Origin of the sequence: Collimonas humicola, assembly GCF_018304945.1 — a bacterium.
In the GTDB taxonomy this organism is placed as follows: domain Bacteria; phylum Pseudomonadota; class Gammaproteobacteria; order Burkholderiales; family Burkholderiaceae_D; genus Collimonas; species Collimonas humicola.
Window position 1 is genome coordinate 13,990 of sequence record NZ_JAGQEE010000002.1, and the last position, 17,858, is coordinate 31,847.

General features: G+C 60.2%; 17 protein-coding genes and 1 riboswitch. Of the genes, 5 read left to right on the plus strand and 12 right to left on the minus strand.

The genetic code is table 11. The features are described from left to right. Nucleotides 1-159: 159 nt before the first annotated feature. Nucleotides 160-1,038, minus strand: coding sequence for a phenylalanine 4-monooxygenase (gene phhA, locus KHU30_RS08780; protein WP_211442775.1), 879 nt, complete (start codon nucleotides 1,036-1,038; stop codon nucleotides 160-162). 159 nt (nucleotides 1,039-1,197) lie between these two features. Here phhA and KHU30_RS08785 point away from each other — a divergent pair, with 159 nt between their 5' ends. Beyond that, nucleotides 1,198-1,719, plus strand: coding sequence for an Lrp/AsnC family transcriptional regulator (locus KHU30_RS08785; RefSeq protein ID WP_098494301.1), 522 nt, complete (start codon nucleotides 1,198-1,200; stop codon nucleotides 1,717-1,719). A gap of 12 nt (nucleotides 1,720-1,731) precedes the next feature. Here KHU30_RS08785 and KHU30_RS08790 read toward each other — a convergent pair whose 3' ends face one another. From KHU30_RS08790 to KHU30_RS08810, 5 genes are all read right to left on the minus strand, one after another. Continuing rightward, on the minus strand, nucleotides 1,732-1,986 hold the full coding sequence (locus KHU30_RS08790) for a YciI family protein (protein ID WP_211442297.1): 255 nt from the start codon (nucleotides 1,984-1,986) through the stop codon (nucleotides 1,732-1,734). 73 nt (nucleotides 1,987-2,059) lie between these two features. Further along, a complete protein-coding gene (locus KHU30_RS08795; protein WP_211442298.1) occupies nucleotides 2,060-2,773 on the minus strand; it encodes a GNAT family N-acetyltransferase in 714 nt (237 codons plus the stop codon). Nucleotides 2,774-2,806: 33 nt separating this feature from the next. Next, the gene (locus tag KHU30_RS08800; RefSeq protein WP_211442299.1) at nucleotides 2,807-4,033 is read right to left on the minus strand and encodes a multifunctional CCA addition/repair protein; all 1,227 of its coding nucleotides are present in this window, start codon (nucleotides 4,031-4,033) and stop codon (nucleotides 2,807-2,809) included. Between the two features lie 28 nt (nucleotides 4,034-4,061). Continuing rightward, entirely contained in the window at nucleotides 4,062-4,757 is a 696-nt protein-coding gene (locus tag KHU30_RS08805; protein WP_211442300.1) for a glutathione S-transferase family protein, read from the minus strand. A gap of 59 nt (nucleotides 4,758-4,816) precedes the next feature. After that, nucleotides 4,817-6,793, minus strand: coding sequence for a lytic transglycosylase domain-containing protein (locus KHU30_RS08810; protein ID WP_211442301.1), 1,977 nt, complete (start codon nucleotides 6,791-6,793; stop codon nucleotides 4,817-4,819). Nucleotides 6,794-6,879: 86 nt separating this feature from the next. On the opposite strand from KHU30_RS08810, the gene KHU30_RS08815 reads away from it, so the two are divergent. Continuing rightward, nucleotides 6,880-7,419: a 5-formyltetrahydrofolate cyclo-ligase gene (locus tag KHU30_RS08815; RefSeq protein ID WP_230427297.1), complete on the plus strand. Its 540-nt coding sequence runs from the start codon at nucleotides 6,880-6,882 to the stop codon at nucleotides 7,417-7,419. Here the strand turns inward: KHU30_RS08815 and metF are convergent. From metF to metK, 5 genes are all read right to left on the minus strand, one after another. Continuing rightward, the gene (metF, locus tag KHU30_RS08820) at nucleotides 7,414-8,256 is read right to left on the minus strand and encodes a methylenetetrahydrofolate reductase [NAD(P)H] (protein ID WP_211442303.1); all 843 of its coding nucleotides are present in this window, start codon (nucleotides 8,254-8,256) and stop codon (nucleotides 7,414-7,416) included. The two genes, KHU30_RS08815 and metF, sit on opposite strands and share 6 nt — an antisense overlap. 12 nt (nucleotides 8,257-8,268) lie before the next feature. Continuing rightward, nucleotides 8,269-8,613 carry a phage holin family protein gene (locus KHU30_RS08825; RefSeq protein WP_211442304.1) on the minus strand — a complete coding sequence of 115 codons (345 nt, stop codon included), beginning with the start codon at nucleotides 8,611-8,613 and terminating at the stop codon, nucleotides 8,269-8,271. A gap of 71 nt (nucleotides 8,614-8,684) precedes the next feature. Continuing rightward, nucleotides 8,685-10,121, minus strand: a complete 1,437-nt coding sequence (gene ahcY, locus KHU30_RS08830; protein WP_211442305.1) for an adenosylhomocysteinase — start codon at nucleotides 10,119-10,121, stop codon at nucleotides 8,685-8,687. Between the two features lie 26 nt (nucleotides 10,122-10,147). Continuing rightward, a riboswitch (S-adenosyl-L-homocysteine riboswitch) is annotated at nucleotides 10,148-10,221 on the minus strand. An 89-nt stretch (nucleotides 10,222-10,310) separates the two neighbouring features. After that, entirely contained in the window at nucleotides 10,311-11,339 is a 1,029-nt protein-coding gene (locus tag KHU30_RS08835) for an AI-2E family transporter (RefSeq protein WP_329956661.1), read from the minus strand. A gap of 238 nt (nucleotides 11,340-11,577) precedes the next feature. After that, nucleotides 11,578-12,738, minus strand: coding sequence for a methionine adenosyltransferase (metK, locus tag KHU30_RS08840; RefSeq protein WP_211442307.1), 1,161 nt, complete (start codon nucleotides 12,736-12,738; stop codon nucleotides 11,578-11,580). Between the two features lie 287 nt (nucleotides 12,739-13,025). On the opposite strand from metK, the gene KHU30_RS08845 reads away from it, so the two are divergent. From KHU30_RS08845 to dapF, 3 genes are read left to right on the plus strand one after another with little or no spacing between them, the layout of a single operon-like run. Next, complete coding sequence (locus tag KHU30_RS08845) at nucleotides 13,026-13,877, plus strand: lysophospholipid acyltransferase family protein (protein ID WP_211442308.1); 852 nt, start codon at nucleotides 13,026-13,028, stop codon at nucleotides 13,875-13,877. Beyond that, on the plus strand, nucleotides 13,874-14,767 hold the full coding sequence (locus KHU30_RS08850) for an LpxL/LpxP family acyltransferase (protein WP_211442309.1): 894 nt from the start codon (nucleotides 13,874-13,876) through the stop codon (nucleotides 14,765-14,767). The genes KHU30_RS08845 and KHU30_RS08850 overlap by 4 nt, the downstream gene beginning before the upstream one ends. 42 nt (nucleotides 14,768-14,809) lie before the next feature. Further along, the gene (dapF, locus tag KHU30_RS08855; protein WP_211442310.1) at nucleotides 14,810-15,670 is read left to right on the plus strand and encodes a diaminopimelate epimerase; all 861 of its coding nucleotides are present in this window, start codon (nucleotides 14,810-14,812) and stop codon (nucleotides 15,668-15,670) included. On the opposite strand, the gene KHU30_RS08860 is transcribed toward dapF, so the two are convergent. Next, nucleotides 15,667-17,286 carry a tetratricopeptide repeat protein gene (locus KHU30_RS08860; RefSeq protein WP_211442311.1) on the minus strand — a complete coding sequence of 540 codons (1,620 nt, stop codon included), beginning with the start codon at nucleotides 17,284-17,286 and terminating at the stop codon, nucleotides 15,667-15,669. The genes dapF and KHU30_RS08860 overlap by 4 nt on opposite strands. Nucleotides 17,287-17,858: the final 572 nt, after the last annotated feature.

Sequence of the window (17,858 nt, forward strand, 5' to 3'; positions counted from 1 at the left end):
TAAATCGAGTAGATCGGGAGCACGACTCGGCGTGTAATGGCAACTTGTCAGATGTGGCTGAATACCTCCCCTGGACCAGCCATGTCGGGCATTCCTCCCTCTAGTGTTCCCATTATCACTAGTTTGCGGATTCTGCACTCCCCTGCAGAATCCGCTTTTTTATTTCAGCTGCAGATTTGTCTCGCCATCCAGCAAGGTATTCGCCGGCAACGGCTGCAAGGCTTTCAGGCGCGCATAGATGGGCGTGAAATCCGGCGCGGTATCGTCGAACAGTTGCTTGAAATCATTGATGACAAAATAGGTTTCCTGATAAGAGTCGATCTTGTACAGGGTGCGCATCACGCGCTCGACATCGAACGGCAGGCGCAAAGGCGCGGGACTGCTCAGGCAATGCTCGATTTCACCGCCGGACGACAGAATCCCGGCACCATACACGCGCAGGCCTTCCGGACTCTGGATCAGGCCGAACTCAACCGTGTACCAATACAGGCGCGCCAGCATCGACAGGCCGTCCAGCTTCATCGCCTTCAGCGCGCCCTTGCCGTAATCCTGCAGATGGTCGGCAAAAATCGGATTGAACAGCAGCGGCACGTGCCCGAAAAAATCGTGGAACACATCGGGTTCGACGATGTAGTCGAATTCCTCCGGATCGCGCAGCCAGACTGTGACGGGGAAACGGCGGCTGGCCAGGTGCTCGAAAAAAACATGGTCCGGCACCAGGCCCGGCACCGCCACCAGCGTCCAGCCGGTAGCCTTGGACAGCAAGGCCGAGCTTTCTTCAAAGCGCGGAATGCCGTCGCCGATATTGAGCAGTTCCAGGCTTTCGATAAAGACGTCGCAGGCGCGGCCGGGGATCAGCTTGGCTTGGCGCTGATACAGGCGGCGCCACAGAGCGTGCTGCTCCGGCGTGTAGGCATCCCAGTCCTGCTTGACTACATAGCGCGCGTCGATCTTGCTGTAGTCGCCGCGCAGGGAAGCGCCGTCCGACTTTTCAGCGACGGTGGCAAAAAAATCATCGGTGTTCAAGCTCATGTCCATTACGTTTGCATTCATTATGTAGGTCCCGGATTCAGCGCGTTTAGCTACTTTTATGCCTACAGTATAGGGCTGAGACGAGGGCAGTTAATTGCAAAATTTGTCCCACGAACCAGAATTTGCGCATTAATATGTCTTAAAACATCCATTTTAAGGTGACTTATGCCAACGATTGCATTGGATGCAACCGATCGCAAAATTCTGGCGATCCTGCAGGAGGATGGCCGCCTCAGCAATCAGGAGGTGGCGGAACGGGTCAACCTGTCGCCCTCGCCCTGCCTGCGCCGCATCAAGCAGCTGGAACAGGCTGGCGTCATCCGGCAATACGTGGCGCTGCTGGAGCCGGACAAGATCGGCCTGGGCCTGCTGGCCTATATCAACGTGCGCCTGGAAAAGCATAGCGATCCGCTATACCTGAGCGGCACCAAAGCGGCGGCGGCCCAGCATCAGACCATGTCGCCGCGGGTTTCGTTTTCTACCGCGGTGGAGCGCTGGCCGGAGGTGGTTGCCTGCTATGCCATGACCGGCGAGATGGATTTCCTGCTGAGGGTGCACGTGGAAGACATGGCGCATTTTTCGCGCTTCATGATGGAAACCCTGCTGCGCCATCCGGCGGTGCTGGACGTCAAATCGAGTTTTGCGCTGCAACGGGTGAAAGATACGACGGCGCTGCCCTTGCTATAACAGGCCTCCGGCCTAGGCCGCATTCCATTCGTAGACCGTCACCAGCGACGATCCGCTGACATGCACCGGATCGGCAAACGCCAGGCTTTTTGCTTCTTCCAGGCTGGCGGCCTTGATCAGATAGGCGCCGCCCGACTTGTCGGTGAACGGGCCGGCCAGCTCAAGCTTGCCTTGCGCCCGCAGCTGATCGAGAAAGACATAATGCTGTTCTACCACGCTCGGTTGAAAGGCGGGAGTGCGCATTGTAGTGACCAGATAGCGGTACATGAAAATTTCCGGAGGCAGATGACGAGGCGGAAATATTATCTCAAAACGCGCAGCTTCGTTGCGGCCGGGCCGTCTAGTCGCGCTTGATGCCAGGCAGGTTGCTCAGCCACTTGAGCGCAGCGCGCAGATTCGCCTTGAAGGTGTAGTCCAGCATCGCCGCCTGTTCCTGCACCGCCTCCTGCAACACGCTGGCAGGATTGGCCGGCGGCAGCTTCAGATAAGCATCCGCCTCGCCGTAATCGCGATGAATCGCCATGCCGGCCTTCTTGGCGATATGCATCATCACCTTGTTCGAAGACAGGCAGTGCATGTACAAGGTGTCGATATCGACATTGCGGCAGCGTATCGCCGCCCGTTCAAACAGGCGGCTGCCGACGCCCATGCCGCGCGCCGAAGCGGCCACCGAGACGCCGAATTCGGCGACCCTTTCCTTGGTGGTCGACGCGCTCACCGAAGGCAGCGCCTCGCGCGGCGCAAAGGCCAGGTGACCGACCCCGAGCAAGCGCAGCTTGCGATCGTAGACGCCGAACACGGTGTCGCGCGAGAAATCGATATTTTCCACGTAGCGGCTGACCAGATCATCCGACAGCACCGAACCGAAGCGCAGCAAGCGGTCGCCGCTGCTCAATGCCAGGAAATGGCGCAACAGCCGCTTGCGCGCCCGGCGCGACAACTCCTTGACGAAGACGATAGGCCGCGCAGCCTTGGCCTGGCCCGACCCGGGACCGCCGGCTGTTGCCGGCGCCTGGCTGCCGGCGCCGGCCGCCTTCGCATCTGTAGCTGTCATCCTGGCCTCTCTGGTCGGACAAGCTGATCGGGATTATTGTCGTTGCGCCTGCAGCAGCTGCTCGACCACTTCAACCCGGGCGGCATGGATCGCTTCGGGTATCCGTTGCGGCTGCTGCTGGAACATGCCGGCAATGACGCCGGCATTGACCGACTGCGCTGCCTGCAACGCCGCCTGCAGATAAGCAAGCTGCGGAAACGGCCGCTCCTCGTAGCCGGTCCTGCCGCGGTAATCGCATTCGGTGGCACGTAGCATATCAATAAAGCGCTCGGGCTTGCGGAATGCATCGCAGCGTCCCAGCAGGTTGACGATGGTAGCGGCGCGCAGTTCGAAAGCGCGGCCTACATTGCCGTGTTCGCGCGTTGTCATCAAGGCCAGGTCGCGCGCCTCGCCCGGCACTTTGAGGCGCTGGCAAACCCGTTCCACCAGTTCCACGCCCAGGCCTTCATGACCGTGATGGCTGGGCCAGCCGGCGGCCGGCGTCGCGCCTTTGCCGAGGTCGTGCATGAGGGCGGCGAAGCGCACCGGCAGCGGATAATTTGCGCGGGCGGCGGTATCCACCACCATCATCACATGCACGCCGGTGTCGATTTCAGGATGATATTTTTCCGGCTGGGGTATGCCCCACAACGCGTCCAGTTCCGGCAGGATGCGCGCCAGCGCGCCGCACGCGCGCAAGACCTCGAACATGCGCGACGGCTTGCTTTCCATCAGCCCGCGCGCCAGCTCTTGCCAGACCCGCTCAGGCACCAGCGCATCGACTTCGCCGGCCGCCACCATCCGCTGCATCAGGGCGTTGGTCTGCGGCGCTACCGTGAAGTCGGTGAAGCGCGCGGCAAAGCGCGCTACGCGCAGGATGCGCACCGGATCCTCGGCAAAAGCGTCGGATACGTGACGGAATATGCGGTCTTGCAGGTCCTGGCGGCCGTTGAAAGGATCGGCCAGGGTGCCGTCCTCTGCGCGCGCAATGGCGTTAATGGTGAGGTCGCGCCGCACCAGGTCTTGCTCCAGCGTGACATCGGCGGCGGTATGGAACACAAAGCCTTTGTAGCCCGGCGCAGTCTTGCGCTCGGTGCGCGCCAGCGCATATTCCTCGTGCGTATCCGGATGCAGGAACACTGGAAAATCCTTGCCGACCGGGCGGAAACCTTGCGCCAGCATGTCGTCCGGCGTCGCTCCGACCACCACGTAATCGCGATCCTTGACCGGCAAACCGAGCAACTCATCGCGCACCGCGCCGCCTACCGCAAAAACTTTCATGTCGTTGTTTGAACCTGATGAGAAAAGACTAGTCCGGCAATACTTCGGTTTCCGCCAGCGCCTCGCGCATCCAGCGGGCCACGGCCGGGTGCGCCTGCACCCGCTCGGCGTAGGCTTGCAATGCCGGCGCCAGCGATACGCCGTAGCTGTGGAAGCGCATGACGACCGGCGCAAAATAGGCGTCGGCGATCGAAAATGCGCCGAACAGAAACTGGTGATGGCCGAATTCGGACAAGCAGGTTTCCCAGATTTCCACCACCCTGGCGATATCGGCCTGGGAGCCCGCGGTACGCCCATGCCCCGGCTTGTGGGCGCGGATATCCATCGGCATGTCTGCGCGCAGGGCGGCAAATCCGGAATGCATCTCGGCGCAGATCGAACGCGCGGTGGCGCGCGCCAGCGTGTCTTGCGGCCACATGCCAAGATCGGGGAACTGATCCGCCAGATATTCGCAGATGGCCAGCGAGTCCCAGACCGGCGTCTCACCCACCAGCAGGATCGGCACCCGGCCGCTGGCGGAATAGCGGCCTATTTCGTTGGCGGTGTGCGGCTGGCGCAGCAGGATCTTGTGTTCCTTGAACGGAATGCCGAACGCAGTCATCGCCACCCATGGCCGCATCGACCAGGAAGAATAGTTTTTATTGCCGATCACCAGGATCAGGCCGTCCTTGCCGGCTTTTTGCAAAGCGGCTGACAGGCTTGGATCGAGTTCTGTGGTTTGCATATGCAGCTCCGGGACTACGAATGTCGAGATTCCACGCAGTAATTCTACTCAAGGCCGCATCAAGGCAGCGACGATTCGACAAAACCCTTGGGTGCAACGGTGCCCAGGCGCGCTTTCAGGGACTGCGGCTTGCCGTCGAACAAGGCTGCATAGTAAGTCGCGTTCGACAGCACATTCTTGACGTAGCCGCGGGTTTCATTAAACGGAATCGACTCGGCAAACACTGCGCCTTCCACGGTGCCGGGCAGCGTCGCACGCCAGGCCCGCGGCCGGCCCGGACCGGCATTGTAGGCGGCCGATGCGAGCGCCTGCGAGCCATCCAGGTCGGACAGCACCATGCTCAGATAGTTGGTGCCCAGCAGGATGTTGGTATTCACGTCGGCAATCTGATCGACGGTAAAGCCGCTCAGGCCGATTTTCTTGGCAACCCATTTCGCCGTCGCCGGCATCACCTGCATCAGGCCGCTGGCGCCGACGTTCGAGCGGGCGCTGCGCATGAAGCGCGATTCTTGCCGGATCAGCCCGTATACCCAGGCCATGTCGAGCCCCAGGCTTTGGGTATTGGTGCTCATGACATCGCGATGCGGCGACGGGAAGCGCTGGTTGAAATCGACTTCGACCTTGGTCCGGTCCGAGGTATTCACCATACGGTCGAGGACGTTGTTCTGGCGCGCGAATTCAGCCGCAGTCAGCAATTGGCGATCAGTCATCTGGCGCAGTTCCCAATTCCATTCGCGCACGCCTTCAAACCGCAAATTCATGTCAAAAAACCGCAGGGCGCGACGGAAGCCCTGATTATTTGTCATCGCCGCCATTTCAACCGGCGTAAATGTCTGGGAGGAGGAAACCGCAATGATTTTCTGTCCCAGCTCTTCCAGCGCCAGCTGGCCATAGAAATTGGTCTGGTCGGCGATAGCCTGGAATTGCTGCTGGGCCTGATCAACCTTGCCTTCGGCTTGGTCGGCACGGGCCAGCCAATAGATCCAGGCCGGGTCGCTGCGCAGGGCCGCCGGCATCGCCTCGATGCCGCTCCTGACCAGTTTCCAGTCGCCGCCGCGCAGGGCGGAGCGCACGCGCCATTGATAAGCGTCGCCGGACAATGGCGCGCTGCCCTTTACCTGCCGCCAATAGTCGATCGCTTGCGGCTCCAGCTTGAGCGCCGACTGCAAAGCGACCTGCGCCCATGCCAGCGAGCGCTCGGTAGATGTCAATTGATCCAGGGATGCGTTCAGTGCGCCGGCCGCGCGACCGGTATCGTTCTTCGCCACACGTCCCAGCGCCACGATGAATAATTCATGGCCGCTGCGTCCGGCGCCCGGGCCGCGCGCCAGCACCAGCGCGGATTTGTCGATGGCTTGCGCCACCTGGGCATCGTCGGCGTCGACGAACGGCGTCATGCGGCGCGCCACTCCTGCAAAGCCGGACTCCACTGCCTGGCGGATCTGGAACCAGACATCGTCGGCGCTGAACTGGCCGTTTTGCGCCAGCGTGCCGACCAGGTCGGTGCAAGCTGGACCAAAGTCCTTCGGCGTGGTCAGCAAGGCGCGTGCCCCCGCTGCCACATTCGTGCCTTTCAGGGCGGCCGAGGTCAACGCATAGCATTTCAGCTGGGTGTCGTCATCCAGCACGAATTTCGGATATTGCTCATCAAAAGTGGCCCAGTCGCCGGCCTTGCCCAGCTCCAGCAGCCAGTCGTTGCGCAGGCGGTCGGCGATCGCGCTGCCGTCGTAACGGCTGAGGTAGTCGCGGATATCGGCCTGCGGTGCGACCAGGTCTTTGATCAGCGGTTTCAGGCGGTAATAATCGACATACGAAGGAATGTCATAATCACTCAAGGTCGAGGCCAGCAATTCGGCCTTGTCGGCGTTATTCGCGCGCGCGGCGTCGCGCAAGGCCAGGAAGGCGTCATCCTGGCTGGCATAGCTGCCGATGGATGCGTTGCCGGCGGAGCGCTTTTGCGCATAAGCTGCACTTGTCAGCACGGCGGAGGAAGCCACGGCGACGGCGATGACAGCAAGCCATTTCTTTTTGAACATGTTAAACCTATTTTTTACGGGTACGAACGATGACGCCTAGCATAGCATGTGATGCCAGTGATGCAACACCAAACCCCGACAAAGCATTGCTGCGTCCTGCCCTGCTGGCTGCGCGGCGGGCGATAGCCGCCGACAGCCGCCGCGGCTGGGACCTGGAACTGGGGCGCCGCGTGACCGCCTGGGTCGCGTCATGGCGGCAGGCGCAGCCGGACGGCGTTCTGGGAGTCTACTGGCCGATCCGCGGCGAACCGGATTTGCGGCCGGCTTACGCCGAACTGGCGGCAAGCGGTGTGCCGCTGGCGTTGCCGATTGTGGTGGATAACGATAGCCCCCTGCGTTTTGTTGCCTGGACGCCCGGTGACAGCATGGTGAAAGATAGTTTCGGGGTCGCGGTGCCGGCCAGCGATGTGAGCGCGACGCCGTCGGCCTTGCTAATTCCCTGCGTCGGCTTCAATCGCAGCAAGCTCAGGCTAGGCTACGGCGGGGGCTTTTATGACAGGACCCTGGCGCTGGCGCCGCGTCCGCAGGCAATCGGGATTGCCTACTCCTGCGGACTGGCGGAATTCGACGGCGACCCGCATGATATTGCGCTGGACGCCGTCATCACTGAATCTGCCTGCTTATAGCTTCAGGCGCTGCCAGATGGCGATCGTCGCCGGCGAATGATTCAAGGTATAGAAGTGCAACCCCGGGGCGCCGCCGGCGAGCAAGCGCTCACATAGCTGAGTCACCACGTCCAGGCCGAAAGCGCGGATCGAATCGGTGTCGTCGCCATAGCTGGCCAGCTTGAGGCGGATCCAGCGCGGTATCTCGGTGCCGCACATGTCGGAAAAACGCATCAGTTGCGCGTAGTTGGTGATCGGCATGATGCCGGCCACCACAGGCACCGTCGCCCCCAGTTTTTGCGCTTCGTCGACGAAACGGAAATACGCGTCGGCATTGTAGAAGTACTGGGTGATGGCGCCGTTGGCGCCGGCCTTGACCTTGCTGACATAGCGCTGCACGTCGTCCTGCGGCGACTTCGCCTGCGGGTGCATTTCCGGATAGGCCGCGACTTCGATATGGAACCAGTCGCCGGTTTCGGCGCGGATGAATTCCACCAGCTCATTAGCGTAGCGGAATTCGCCGGAAGAAAAATCCATGGCGCCGTAGCCGCTCGGCAGATCGCCGCGCAAGGCCACCAGGCGCTTGATGCCGTGATCCTTGTATTGCCCCAGGATGGCGCGCAGCGACTCACGCGAACTGCCCAGGCAGGACAGATGCGGCGCCGCTTCGTGGCCTTCGCTGCGGATATCCAGCACCGTGTCCAGCGTACCCTTCTGCGTCGAACCGCCGGCGCCGAAAGTCACAGAGAAATAGCGCGGATGCAGCTCCGCCAGCTTGGCGCGCGTGACCCGCAGTTTTTCCGTTCCCTCAGGCGTCTTCGGCGGGAAAAATTCGATACTAAAGTTCTTTTGTGCCATTTTCTGTACCAATCAATTCTTCTTCAACAGCAGCGTGGACAACGCCCACGAAACGATGCTGTACAAGATAGCGCCGCCTACCGCCGCCCAGAAACTGGCGACATAAAAACCGCTTACCAGATGCGAGACCAGCCAGAACATCAGGCCGTTGATGATAAAGATGAACAAGCCCAGGGTCAGCAAGGTCGCCGGCAAAGTCAGCAACAGCAACACCGGGCGGATCAAGGTATTGACGAAACCCAGCACCAGCGCCGCGATCAGCGCCGCCCAAAAACTGGCGAACTGCACCGAGTGCATCAGATACGGCACTGCCAGCAAGGCCAGGGTGTTAATCAGCCAGGTAATCAGTAAGCGCATTGAGGTTTCCTCTTGATGGTGGAAGATCCGCCGGCCGCCATCGGGCAGCCGGCGGCCGGATTATTTACTGCTTAATAGCGGTAGTGTTCCGGCTTGTAAGGGCCGGTTTGCTTGACGCCGATATAGGCAGCCTGCTCTTCCGTCAGCACCGACAGTTGCGCGTTCAGCTTTTTCAATTGCAGGCGCGCGACTTTTTCATCCAGATGCTTAGGCAAGGTATACACGCCGACCGGATAGGCCTTGGTGTTCACGAACAATTCGATCTGGGCGATGGTCTGGTTGGCGAACGACGAGCTCATCACATACGACGGATGGCCCGTGCCGCAGCCCAGGTTCACCAGACGGCCTTCAGCCAGCAAGATGATGCGTTTGCCGTCAGGGAAAATGATGTGGTCGACTTGCGGCTTGATGTTTTCCCAGGTGTACTGCTTCAGGGCGGCGACTTCGATTTCATTGTCGAAGTGGCCGATGTTGCAGACGATCGCCTGGTCCTTCATCTTTTGCATGTGTGCATGGGTGATCACATGGTAGTTGCCGGTGCAGGTGACGAAGATGTCGCCATGTTCGGCTGCGTATTCCATGGTCACCACGCGGTAGCCTTCCATCGCCGCCTGCAAAGCGCAGATCGGGTCGACTTCGGTTACCCACACCTGCGCCGACAGCGCGCGCATGGCTTGCGCCGAGCCCTTGCCAACGTCGCCATAGCCGGCGATCACGGCAACCTTGCCGGCGATCATGACGTCGGTGGCGCGCTTGATGCCATCGACCAGCGATTCGCGGCAGCCGTACAGGTTGTCGAACTTGGACTTGGTGACCGAGTCGTTGACATTGATGGCAGGGAAAGCCAGCTTGCCTTCCTTGTGCATCTGGTACAGGCGATGCACGCCGGTGGTAGTTTCTTCGGTCACGCCCTTGATCTGCGCCAGGCGGGTCGAATACCAGCCGGGCGAAGTCGCCAGCTTTTTCTTGATGGCGTTGAACAGGCAGATTTCTTCTTCCGAACCTGGGTTGTTCAGGACCGACGCGTCTTTTTCAGCGCGGGTGCCGAGGTGCAGCAGCAAGGTGGCGTCGCCGCCATCGTCCAGGATCATGTTGGCCTGCTCTTCGCCCGGCCATTCGAAAATGCGATGCGTGAATTCCCAGTAGTCGTCCAGCGATTCGCCCTTGAAGGCAAACACCGGCGTGCCGGCAGCGGCGATCGCGGCGGCGGCGTGGTCCTGGGTCGAATAGATGTTGCAGGATGCCCAGCGCACCTTGGCGCCCAGTGCTTCCAGGGTCTGGATCAGCACCGCGGTCTGGATCGTCATGTGGATCGAACCGGTGATGCGCGCGCCCTTGAGCGGCTGGGCAGCCGCGAATTCCTCGCGGATGGCCATCAGGCCCGGCATTTCGGTCTCGGCGATCTTGATTTCTTTGTCGCCCCAGCCCGACAGGCTGATATCGGCAACGACGTAGTCTTGGTTGGAAGAGGTTGAGTGTGCGGTAGAGTTCATTACAGCGGCGTTCATCACGCCCTCCTTTCGTTAGAAAAAAAGTAACGTGAGCGCAGTTGCATATTGACCGCTCCAAGCCTGGCAGACCATGTCTGTCGCAACGCTCCTTGGATACGATCTGCCATTTTAAAGCAAAACAGCGGGTTTTCGGCTAGCCGGGACACATATTCCGGTTATCCCGATATCCGAATAACCCGGCGGCCCTCAGACCCAGCCCATTTCGTGCAACTCGCTCTTGATATAAGCATAGTAAATCGGCGCCGCCACCAGTCCCGGCAGGCCGAATGCAGCTTCCGCCAGCACCATCATCAGCAGCAGCTCCCAGCTGCGGGCATTGATCTGGGTGCCGACGATCTTCGCGTTCAGGAAGTATTCCAGCTTGTGTATCACCACCAGGAACACCAGCGCCGCCAGGGCCACATAGACCGAAACCGACAAGGCGACCAGCACGATCAGGGTGTTGGAAATCAGGTTACCTATCACCGGCAGCAAACCCGCCAGGAAGGTGACCACGATCATGGTCTTGGTCAAAGGCAGATGGATGCCGGCGAGCTTGAGCACGACCAGCAGGAAAATCGCCGTCAAGACCGTATTCAGCAGGGAAATCTTGATCTGGGCAAACACCACGCGGCGGAAGGCATCCGCCAGCAATTGCGCACGCCCCAGCAGTTCGCTCGCCAGCGGTTGCAGCAAAGGCATCGGATGCGCCGCATTCAAGGCAATCATGGCGCCCAGCACCATGCCGATCAGCACGTGCACGAACACCTGTACAGCTTCCTTGCCCGCCAACTGCACTTGGCCGCTGTGGGCCTGCAGCCAGTCGCTGAACAGTTGACGGATATCTTCGATGTCGTCCGGCAGATATTGCTGCAGCCACTCCGGCAGTTGCGTGCGCGCCTGGTCGACCACCACCATCAGCTTCGATTGCAGCACTTGCAGGCGGTCGGGGCCCCCGTGAAAGAAGGCAATCAAGCCGAAAATCGCCAGCGACAACAGGCCGATAATGATCACCGACAGGAACACCACCGAAATCAGGTGAGCCCGCTCGCTGGTCAGGCGGTGCTGGACAAACGGCGTCAGCGTGCGCACCAGCTCGTACACCAGCAAGCCGGCCAGCAACGCCGTCAACATGTGCAGTGACATCACCAGGAACAGCGCAGCCAGCGCCACCAGCCAGGCGGCCAGGCGAAAGCGCGGCAGCTCGGTGACTACCGGGCGCAGTTGTCGAGACACAGATTCGGGGACGTGTTTGGGGGCAGGGGCCATATGGGAGACTTGGTTAGATCAAGCGCAATGCTCACGCAAAATACAGCGGAAGCGAAGTAAAGCTCTTGCATCTTTCTTGTGGGATAGTCACTGAGGCGATCAGTGTAACAAGTCGTTACCATCGTGCAAAGCACGATTCTGGCGTTGCCGCTATTTGGCCTGGCAAGGAATCATATCCTCGCCAGGACCCATGCCTGAGCAGTCGTTACAGCGCAGCAGCCTTCAGTGCGGCAGCCTTGTCGGTGCGCTCCCAGGTGAATTCCGGCTCTTCGCGGCCGAAATGGCCGTAGGCGGCGGTCTTTTGATAGATCGGACGCAGCAGGTCAAGCATCTGCACGATGCCCTTGGGGCGCAGATCGAAGTGTTCCAGCACCAGCTGCGCCAGCTTTTCGTCGCTGATCTTGCCGGTGCCGAAAGTGGTGACCATCACCGAAGTCGGCTTGGCGATGCCGATCGCGTACGATATCTGGATCTGGCAGCGCGAGGCCAGGCCGGCGGCAACGATATTCTTCGCCACATAACGGCCAGCGTAAGCGGCCGAACGGTCCACCTTGGACGGGTCCTTGCCGGAAAATGCGCCGCCGCCGTGGGGCGCAGCGCCGCCGTAGGTGTCGACAATGATCTTGCGCCCGGTCAGGCCGCAATCGCCTTGCGGGCCGCCGATGACGAAACGGCCGGTCGGGTTGACCAGGTAACGGGTATTTTGCAGCCACTCCTTCGGCACTACCGGCTTGATGATTTCTTCGATCGCCGCTTCTTCAATCGCCTTGTGCTGCATTTCCGGCGCATGCTGGGTCGACAGCACCACGGTATCGATCGCCACCGGCAAGCCGTCGACGTATTTCAGCGTGACCTGCGATTTGGCGTCCGGACGCAGCCATGGCAGGCGGCCGTCCTTGCGCAATTGCGACTGGCGCTCGACGATACGGTGCGCGTAGTAGATCGCGGCAGGCATCAGTTCCGGCGTTTCATCGCAGGCGTAACCGAACATCAGGCCCTGGTCGCCAGCGCCCTGGTCGAGATCGAGGCCCTTGCCTTCATCCACGCCCTGAGCGATATCCGGCGATTGCTTGTCGTAGCCGACCAGCACCGAGCAGCTCTTGTAATCGATGCCGTAGTCGGCATTGTCGTAGCCGATGCGCTTGATGGTTTCGCGCGCTACCGCGATGTAGTCGACATTGGCGAAGGTAGTGACTTCACCTGCCAGCACGACCAGACCGGTGTTGCACAGGGTTTCTGCGGCGACCCGGGCGTGCGGGTCCTGGGTGAAAATTGCGTCGAGGATCGCGTCGGAAATCTGGTCCGCGACTTTATCGGGGTGACCTTCGGAAACGGATTCTGAGGTAAAGAGGTATTCATGTGCCATTGCAAGCTCCAACAAAAAAACAAGTGGTGACCATGTCGCAGTCAAACCTGTTGAGCCTGCGACGCTTTAGCGAAATTTGTATTCCGCCTCGCAAGTTGTCTATTAACTCGGCGGATAATGCTAATTACTATATATTAAGATGATTCTGATAAGCAATCTCTCTGCAATCCAGACAAGCTAGCAACGCTGTTTGAATTTCAAACTATTGTGCTATTTTACGCCTCTTGAAAAAATTCGGCAAAAAACGACCCCTTTTGGGTCTTTTTTGGCTCTTCTAGGCCTCGCTAATGCTCGTATCACTCTTTCGCCTGCTATCGAAACTACCGCTTCCTTTCTTACATGCAATTGGCACGGCCGGCGGCTGGCTGGTCTATCTGGCCTCTTCCTCGTATCGCCATAAACTGAAAGAGAACCTGACGCGGGCCGGCTATCAGGCAGACCTGCCGCAAGCGGTCAGCGAATCCGGCAAGAGCATGTTCGAGCTGCCGTTCATCTGGTGCGCCTCGCCGCAACGGGTGCTGCGTACCGCCGTCATCGAAAACTGGGAACTGGCGCAGGCGGCGCTGGACGCCAGGACCGGCGTGATTTTCCTGACCCCGCATCTGGGCTGCTTTGAAATCATCGCCCAGGCGATCGCCACCAAGACTTCGCTGACGGCGCTGTACCGGCCACCGCGCAAGGCCGCGCTCAAGCCGCTGATCGAAGGCGCGCGCGGACGCCACAACCTGTTGCTGGCGCCGGCCAGCCTGGCAGGCGTGCGCACCTTGTTCAAGGCGCTCAAAAAAGGCCAGGCGATTGGCTTGCTGCCGGACCAGGTGCCGCAGAACGGCGAAGGCATATGGGCCGATTTCTTTGGCCGCCCGGCCTACACCATGACCTTGCCGGCCAAGCTGCAGCAGATGAGCGGCGCGCCGATCATCCTGTCTTACGCCGAACGGCTGCCGCTCGGGCGCGGCTATGTGATCCGCTTTGTGCCTTTCGAGGAAACCCCAAGCCATACGCCGGAACAAAGAACGCTGGCCATCAACCAGGCGATGGAGCGGCTGATCGCGCGCTGCCCGGCGCAATATATCTGGAGCTACAACCGCTACAAGACGCCGCCCGGCGTTGCGCCGGCGGCGCGGGAGCCGCAGGCATGAGGGCGCTGCTACTGCTGTTGCGGGCGATGCATTTCTTACCGTTGTGGGTCCTGGGCCCGATCGGTGAAGCGCTGGGCTCATTGCTGTTCATCATCATGAAGCCGCGGCGGCACATTACCCTGACCAACCTGCGCTTGTGCTTTCCAGAGATGCCGGAACAGGAACGGGTAGCGCTGGCGCGCCGCCACTTCCAGGCTTACTCGCGCAGCGTGCTGGAACGCAGCGTGCTGTGGTGGGCGTCCGAAAAGCGCTTGCGGCGCCTGATCAAGATCGAATCCGACCTGCCGCTCAGTACCCTGCAATCCGGTCCGACCATCCTGCTGTGCCCGCATTTCGTCTGCCTGGAAATTCCCGGCATTGCACTGGTGCTCAATTCGTCGCTGTCGATCTGCACCATCTACACGCGCCAACAGGATGCTGTCATTGATGCTGCATTGCTGAAAGGACGCTCGCGTTTCCGCCCGGTCAAGCTGTTCACCCGCGAGCAAAGCGTCAAACCCATCATCCGCGCCATGCGCGAAGGCTATCCCTTCATCATGCTGCCGGATATGGATTTCGGCATGAAAGATGCAGAGTTCGTGCCTTTTTTTGGCGTGCCGACGGCAACGCTGACCGCCACCGCCAGGATCGCCGCCGCCACCAAGGCCAATGTGGTGCCGATGATTGCAACTTTCCTGCCCGGCTACAAAGGCTGGAAAGTCACCTTCTATCCGGCTTGGGAAAACTACCCCGGCGACGATATGATAGAAGCGACCCGGCGCATGAACGCCTTTATCGAAGAACGCATCCTGGAAGCGCCGGCCGAATATTTCTGGGCCCACAAGCGCTTCAAGAGCCGGCCGCCGGGACAGGCCGATGTTTACACCACAGCGGCGCCGGAGCAGAATTGAAACAGCGATGCAGCGGAACACGCTTTCATCGATAATAGCCGCATGAAACTCAAATTCACAAAAATGCATGGCGCCGGCAACGACTTCGTCGTGATCGACGCCATCAGCCAGCATATCGACTTCACCCCAGCGCAATGGCAGCATCTGGGCGACCGCCGCTTTGGCGTCGGCGCCGATCAGATGCTGGTGGTGGAAAAATCGCCGGCGGAGGGTGTCGATTTTCGCTATCGCATCTATAACGCCGACGGCGGCGAAGTCGAACAGTGCGGCAACGGCGCCCGCGCATTCGTCAAGTTCGTCACCGACAAGGGCTTGACCAGCAAACGCAACATTCGCGTGGAAACCATGTCGGGCATCATCGAACCCAGACTGGAAGACGACGGCCGCATCACGGTCGACATGGGCGCGCCCATCCTGGCGCCGGCAGCGGTGCCGTTCGACGCCAGCAAGCTGGAGAGCCGACCGCAAGGCGACGATGCGCTTTGGCCGCTGGAAATCCAGGGCAAGCAAACCTGGATCTCGGTGGTGTCGATGGGCAACCCGCATGCGGTGCAAGTGGTCGAGGACAGCGAAGCCGCGCCGGTCTTGACCGACGGACCGCTGATAGAACATCATCCGCGCTTTCCGAAGCGGGTTAATGCCGGCTTCATGCAAGTGGTCGATCGCCATCACATCAAACTGCGCGTGTTCGAACGCGGCGCCGGGGAAACGCTGGCGTGCGGCACCGGGGCTTGCGCCGCGGTGGTGGCCGGCATCCGCCGCGGCTTGCTGGATACGCCAGTGAAAGTCGAGACCCACGGCGGCGAACTGTCGATTGCCTGGGCAGGCGGCGGGCAGCCGGTCATGATGACCGGCCCGGCAGTTTCGGTATTCGAGGGCGAAATCGAGATGAACGCGGGCTAAGCCGGGTCGTCGGCGTCGCTGACAGAAGCCACCGCGGCCTTGAAGCGGTACAGGCGCTGGCGATAATTGCCCTCGGGCCCGTTTGGCCCGCAATCCACATCTTCAAACAATCGCGCAATCCGGCTCAACGCCTGGCGTTCGTCGCCGGTCTGGATCTGGATCAGGCGCCGTTTGCTGCGCGCATAATGCGCCCGGATGTCGACCACCAGGCAATGCCCGCAATCGGCCTGGTTCAAATCCAGCAACAGGGCTTCCGGCCGGCTCAAGCCAAATATGGTCGCCAGCTCAATGCGCGCCGCAAGAAACGGATGAGCCTTGACCAGCTCGCGCGTCAGTTGCTGTTTGGCAGCTTCGGCCCAGGCTGCCGGTGCGGCGCTATCGGCGATCTTCGCCAGCAAATTGGCGGCTTCGCTGCTGCCTTGCGCCGCCGCCTTTTGCAGCCAGTAGACCGCGCGGACGTCGTTGGCAAGTTTTTCGCGGCGATTGCGCCAGGCGCTTAAACCACATTCCAGCTGCGCCGCGCAATGCCCCATTTCAGCGGCATGCTCAAGGTGGCGCTGCATATCGACCAGATTGCGCTGTGAAAATTCGGACTTCAGATAGATCCGCGACAAGGCATACCAGGCATCCGCCAGGCCGGCCTCCCCGGCCAGCGTCAGCCAGCGGATCGCTTTCTTATAATTTGCCGAACCGGTTCCCACCAGCAAGCGTTCGCCATCGCTGTTCATGCGCGCATACCAGAGACCTAGCGCCAATTGGGCAGCCTTGTCGTCGCCAAAGGCCGCCAGTTCCAGAAACTGCTGCACTTCAGCGGCATCGAAGCCGGCGCTGCCCTGCAGCACCTGGGCGCAGCGCAGCAGCATGGACAGGTTTTCTTCGCCAAGCTGGCGCGCCAAGGTTTCCGAAGGCACATTCAATTGCGCCAGGATGTCGGTATATTGCTCCGCCAGCGCCTTGGCCAGCGGCAGCGCTCTTTCCAGAAACACTGGCCAGTCGGCATTTTCCCAAGCCAGCTGCGCCAGCGATTGCTGCGCCTGCGTGACGCCGGCGTCGGCGGCACGGGCAGTCCACTTGAGGGTAACATCCTGTTCCGTCTGCGGCTCAGCCGGCTTGCGCGGCTGGCTGGCGATGACTCGCTCGGCCGGCGTCTTCCTCTCGGGCAGGACCGACGGTGCAATGTCGGCATGCTGCGCCAGCAGCCACTGGGCTTCGGCAACACCCGCATTTGCCGCGGTTTCCAACACCTTGATTACCTTCTCGCGCAATCCGGGGGATGCCTGCTGAATGGCCGTCTGGCTGTCGCCGGTCAGCACCAGTTGCGCCAGCACCAGCCCGGCTTGCATCAAGCCGGCATCAAAAGCCCGTTCGTACCAGACGCACAGGTCGAGCGGATTGGCGGCAGCGCGCGCCACGTCTAGCGGGATATGGCTGCCGATCAGCATCCAGGCTTCTGATTCCTGCTGCTGCGCCGCCCGATCCAGCCAATGCAGCGCCGTCGACAAACTTTGCGGCAAACCGTTGCCGCCAAATAAATAGCGTTTACCCAAGGCCAGTTGGGCCGGCCCCTGCCCGGCACGAGCAGCGCGAATAATCGCCAAGTCTTCACGTTTAGCCATAAGCATCCATTACCAAAACGTAAATTATCCTTTATAAATGGGAAAAATTTTATATTTGCTGGTTTTTTACGAGATATGCATCTTTTACGCAACATCTTGCTTGCTCTGAACCTGCCGCTTTGTGCCTGCCGGTACATCATTCTTTAGCGCAATTGATATAACGAAAATGCAATGCATTTGTCCATTTTTACTATTTTTATGAATTAATAAAAGAACTACCCATCAGATTTCAAAACCGGGCGACTTGAACCCTTAAGGTCGAGACCGCCGACAAATTGGCAAGCAACCCAAGCTAACCTGAGCGTGGATCACTACCTGTAAGCGTACCGACCTGTACACCAGGGCTTCTCACGCCGAGGACAAGAGCTTTGCACCAAGTCGGCGACATCGCAGCCCCTGCCGTGCAGTGGGGAAACCGGCAAGAGCAGCCAGGTTGCCGTTGCACCCAGCATCTGCCACAAGCTCCAACGTAAATTATCCGCCCCGCAGCAAAGCTTGTTTTTGCACTAAATCCAAGGCGAAAGTCTGATATCAGTTACGCAACATACGTAATTGCTAAATTATAAATCCCG

Coding starts and splice junctions, on each gene's coding strand:
- phhA (WP_211442775.1), bottom strand. CDS start 1,038: ATGGACATGAGCTTGAACACCGATGATTTTTTTGCCACCGTCGCTGAA.
- KHU30_RS08785 (WP_098494301.1), top strand. CDS start 1,198: ATGCCAACGATTGCATTGGATGCAACCGATCGCAAAATTCTGGCGATC.
- KHU30_RS08790 (WP_211442297.1), bottom strand. CDS start 1,986: ATGTACCGCTATCTGGTCACTACAATGCGCACTCCCGCCTTTCAACCG.
- KHU30_RS08795 (WP_211442298.1), bottom strand. CDS start 2,773: ATGACAGCTACAGATGCGAAGGCGGCCGGCGCCGGCAGCCAGGCGCCG.
- KHU30_RS08800 (WP_211442299.1), bottom strand. CDS start 4,033: ATGAAAGTTTTTGCGGTAGGCGGCGCGGTGCGCGATGAGTTGCTCGGT.
- KHU30_RS08805 (WP_211442300.1), bottom strand. CDS start 4,757: ATGCAAACCACAGAACTCGATCCAAGCCTGTCAGCCGCTTTGCAAAAA.
- KHU30_RS08810 (WP_211442301.1), bottom strand. CDS start 6,793: ATGTTCAAAAAGAAATGGCTTGCTGTCATCGCCGTCGCCGTGGCTTCC.
- metF (WP_211442303.1), bottom strand. CDS start 8,256: ATGGCACAAAAGAACTTTAGTATCGAATTTTTCCCGCCGAAGACGCCT.
- KHU30_RS08825 (WP_211442304.1), bottom strand. CDS start 8,613: ATGCGCTTACTGATTACCTGGCTGATTAACACCCTGGCCTTGCTGGCA.
- ahcY (WP_211442305.1), bottom strand. CDS start 10,121: ATGAACGCCGCTGTAATGAACTCTACCGCACACTCAACCTCTTCCAAC.
- metK (WP_211442307.1), bottom strand. CDS start 12,738: ATGGCACATGAATACCTCTTTACCTCAGAATCCGTTTCCGAAGGTCAC.
- KHU30_RS08845 (WP_211442308.1), top strand. CDS start 13,026: ATGCTCGTATCACTCTTTCGCCTGCTATCGAAACTACCGCTTCCTTTC.
- KHU30_RS08850 (WP_211442309.1), top strand. CDS start 13,874: ATGAGGGCGCTGCTACTGCTGTTGCGGGCGATGCATTTCTTACCGTTG.
- dapF (WP_211442310.1), top strand. CDS start 14,810: ATGAAACTCAAATTCACAAAAATGCATGGCGCCGGCAACGACTTCGTC.
- KHU30_RS08860 (WP_211442311.1), bottom strand. CDS start 17,286: ATGGCTAAACGTGAAGACTTGGCGATTATTCGCGCTGCTCGTGCCGGG.